The organism is Winogradskyella rapida, from assembly GCF_042675845.1.
Taxonomy (GTDB): Bacteria; Bacteroidota; Bacteroidia; order Flavobacteriales; family Flavobacteriaceae; genus Winogradskyella; species Winogradskyella rapida.
The window spans coordinates 551-4,021 of record NZ_JBHTKM010000053.1; the positions used below are offsets into that span (position 1 = coordinate 551).

At 32.6% G+C, this 3,471-nt stretch carries 2 protein-coding genes; both read right to left on the reverse strand.

The features are described 5' to 3' along the window. Positions 1-582: 582 nt before the first annotated feature. Positions 583-1,437 (reverse strand): alpha/beta hydrolase, encoded by an 855-nt coding sequence (locus ACFQ13_RS07210; RefSeq protein ID WP_379905911.1) that lies wholly within the window; start codon positions 1,435-1,437, stop codon positions 583-585. Positions 1,438-2,181: 744 nt separating this feature from the next. Next, a complete protein-coding gene (locus tag ACFQ13_RS07215; RefSeq protein ID WP_386115690.1) occupies positions 2,182-3,069 on the reverse strand; it encodes a hypothetical protein in 888 nt (295 codons plus the stop codon). Positions 3,070-3,471 lie beyond the last annotated feature (402 nt).

Consider the following 3,471-nt stretch of genomic DNA (forward strand, 5'->3'; position numbering starts at 1 on the left):
AAATCAAATATATTATTCCACCTATTTGAGTGACAACAGTCAAAAAAGCAATAATTATTATGTGAAGTAGTATTTTCAATGGTTGGTTCAGCTTATGAGTAACGGTAGGTGTATGGTTAGTTGCGTGATTAAAGAACTAATTTAGTAAAAATGAACCGAACCGGAGGAAATTCCGCAGGAATTTCCACATGAGCAAGATCCAAGCAATTAAATATACACAATGTTAGCGACCGGCTTTATTTAATTTTCGCGTGTTTCGATCGTAGGTATGTAATCACATTTGACAGAAACAAAGAATAGAGTAGGTGCTAACGTTTAGTCAGTCCTGCGTTGTTGTTCCGTATTACTCCTCAATTTGGTCATTCGTGCGAGTGTTCAATCCAGCATAAGAAATACGGACTTTTAGGTTGCCTAGATAAGGGTTGATGTGTCTGCTTGGCGCTAACGTGTTTGTGTATGGTTAGTTGCGTGGTTAAGCGACTAATTTAGTAAACAAAAACGAACGCGAGAAAATTCCGAAGGAATTTTCCAAATAGGCAACGACCAAAGCAATTAATTATACACGTTGTTGTGAGCAGTGCTTTATTCGTTTGCTAATTCGTTACTTATGATTTCGATAAACTTTTCGTTCCACTTTTTATAGTCATGTCCGCCATCAAATTCATTAATCTCAGCAGATAAATTCAATTCGTTATACTTTACTCTTAAGAATTCCGCATCTTCTTTAAGAAATGAAGGTTCTTCATTGCCATATTCTGAATAAAGATTTGGATAATCAACATTCTCTTTCCAAATTTTTGATTGGATATTTCCACCAAATATTGAAAAACAGAGATAAGTTCCAATTGTATTTGGCTTTTTATTTAACATACTCATTCCAAAACCAGCACCATTAGAAACACCATAAAAATATCTTTCATCTTTAGATAGTTTTTGGTTTAACTTATTTTCTACTGAAGATATTAATTCGTCATTAAAGTAATTCATATGATTTTTAAATCTATCAGAAAGTTTAGGATTGTGCTGCCCTTCAATATATTGATTTTCAATATATTCAAAATTTCTGTAGTTTAGGTATAATTTATCGCCATTCCCAATTTTCCCACTACTATCGGCAACTATTGAGTTATTATGGCTCTCGATTAAAATAGTTGGCTTAATTATTCGATTATCTATTAGTGAGTCTAATAATCTTTTATAAAATTTTTTTTCTGAGATTTCGTTACCGTCGGTAGCATAGATAATTGGATATTTTTTTCCTCTGTCAAAACCCTTTGGTAAATAGACATTATGTTTACGATATTCTTTCAAGTGTTTGCTATAAATCGAATCAGTATAATATTCAGATTCCGAGATTTTAGCTGTCTTTTTTGAATCACAACAAGTAAATAAAACTCCTAAAGTTACTATCAATAATATTCCAATTTTTATTTTCATCCGATTTTTTTTGCATTGCTCACAACGTGTTTGTGTATGGTTAGTTGCGTGGTTAGGCAACTAAATTAGCAAACTTTTACGAACCCGTGAAAATTCCGCAGGAATTTTCGCAAGTAGTGAAGAACACAGCAATTAATTATACACGGTGTTAGCAGCCGGCATTTAATTTTACATTGTTTCATTAAACAGCTCTAACATTGATTTTAGCGTATAATTCCGTTTTCAGTGTCCAATTAGGTTCAATTTAGTTTTTACACGTTCAGATCGGCCGTAAAGCTTTTTAAAATTAAAGCAGAGTAGAGTGAGTAGTTTGTTGGTTTTGTATAATGATCTTTTAAAATCTAATGTTTAATGGTTTCTATTATTTAGCGTTGTTAATCCGTGTTGTTAAACAATTCCACTTATTCACATGAGTAATTAATCCAACGTTGTTGCTCCGCATTACTTGTCAATTTAACTTATCCAACTGAGTGGTTAATCCTGCGTTAATATTCCGTATTGCTTATGACGTTAGATGATCCAGATGAGAATTTAATCGTGACTCGGAATAAAAAACTTTAGGATTAGGAAGGGCAATAGCAAAACGTGACTGCTTGCTGCTAACGTGTTTGTGTATGGTTAGTTGCGTGGTTTAGCAACTAAGTTAGTAAACTTTAACGAACCTGTGAATATTCCGCAGGAATATTCGCAAGTAGGGAAGAACAAAGCAATTAATTATACACGGTGTTGTAGCCAGTTTTTTATTTACGTATGTTGGATTATAAAGCACATTATTTTGCTTTCAGGTTCAAAGAATATGTATAAATCTCCGTCTCCCCAAAAATTCATATTTTCAAAATATTGTTTATACCATTCATCTTCTGGTTTGACGTTTGTTCTCTTTGTCTTTATATCATCAACTCCAATATAGGTTAATTGACAAAGTAATTTCATTGTTTTCTTTGAATTTGGACAAGTAGGGATGTCAGGATTTTGAATCCAATTTGGAACTGCCGTATGTCCAATTCCACCAAAGTCAGTTTCTTTTTCTGTTTTTAAATACACTTTTTCATAAACTATTTCAGAATCTGGTTGTAAATCGTCAAATGAATTATCCGTTTGATTTAATTCCTCAATATTTAATACTTTAGGATTTAATGGGTCAGAGTAATCTATAAATAACTTGTCAAAATTCAAGTAGATTGGTGCGGCAATATGTATATCGAACGGAAGCCAATTGAAAGCTTCATCTGTTTTTGAGAGTTTCCCTAAGTATTGAAATGGTGCAGTAAATTCAAATTTCGGAATGTTGAATTCGTCAGGTATTTCTCCACCTAAGTAGCTTTCAGATGTTGATACTTCATTAAGACTATAAATCTGATTAGGTACTAATTTTTGAAATTCAAAACCTAATTCACTTTCTTTTAATTTTCTTTCAGTTCTGATTCCTTCATCACTATCGTAGGCTTTTATCAATTTTCCACCCTTAAAAACGAGGTCAATTGAGCTCCAAATGTTATTAGCTGTTTCTTTATCTACAACTTGTGTTTTGAGAAATTTTTGGCATTGTTCATCTCCATTGAATTCAGCTTCCCAGCCAGCCAAATAAATATGTTCTTCTTTTTGTCCAAAACAAGAGGTAAATAATCCCATAAAAGTCAATAATATAATTTTGGTTAGTATACTCATTTCTCAAATTGGCTACAACGTGTTTGTGTATGGTTAGTTGCGTGGTTGGGCAACTAAGTTAGTAAACTTTAACGAACCTGTGAATATTCCGCAGGAATATTCGCAAGTAGGGAAGAACAAAGCAATTAATTATACACGGTGTTAGCAGCCGGCTTTTAATTATACGCGGTTTCATTAAAGAACTCTGACATTGATTTTAGCATATAATTCCGTTTTTAGTGTCCAATTAGGTCTAAATTAGTTTTTTCACGTTCAGATTGGTCGTAAAGCTTTTTAAAATTAAAGCAGAGTAGAGTGAGTAGTTTGTTGGTTCTCTATAATGATCTTATAAACTCTAATGTCTAATGGTTTCTATTATCTAGCATT

Coding starts and splice junctions, on each gene's coding strand:
- ACFQ13_RS07210 (WP_379905911.1), bottom strand. CDS start 1,437: ATGAAAATAAAAATTGGAATATTATTGATAGTAACTTTAGGAGTTTTA.
- ACFQ13_RS07215 (WP_386115690.1), bottom strand. CDS start 3,069: ATGGGATTATTTACCTCTTGTTTTGGACAAAAAGAAGAACATATTTAT.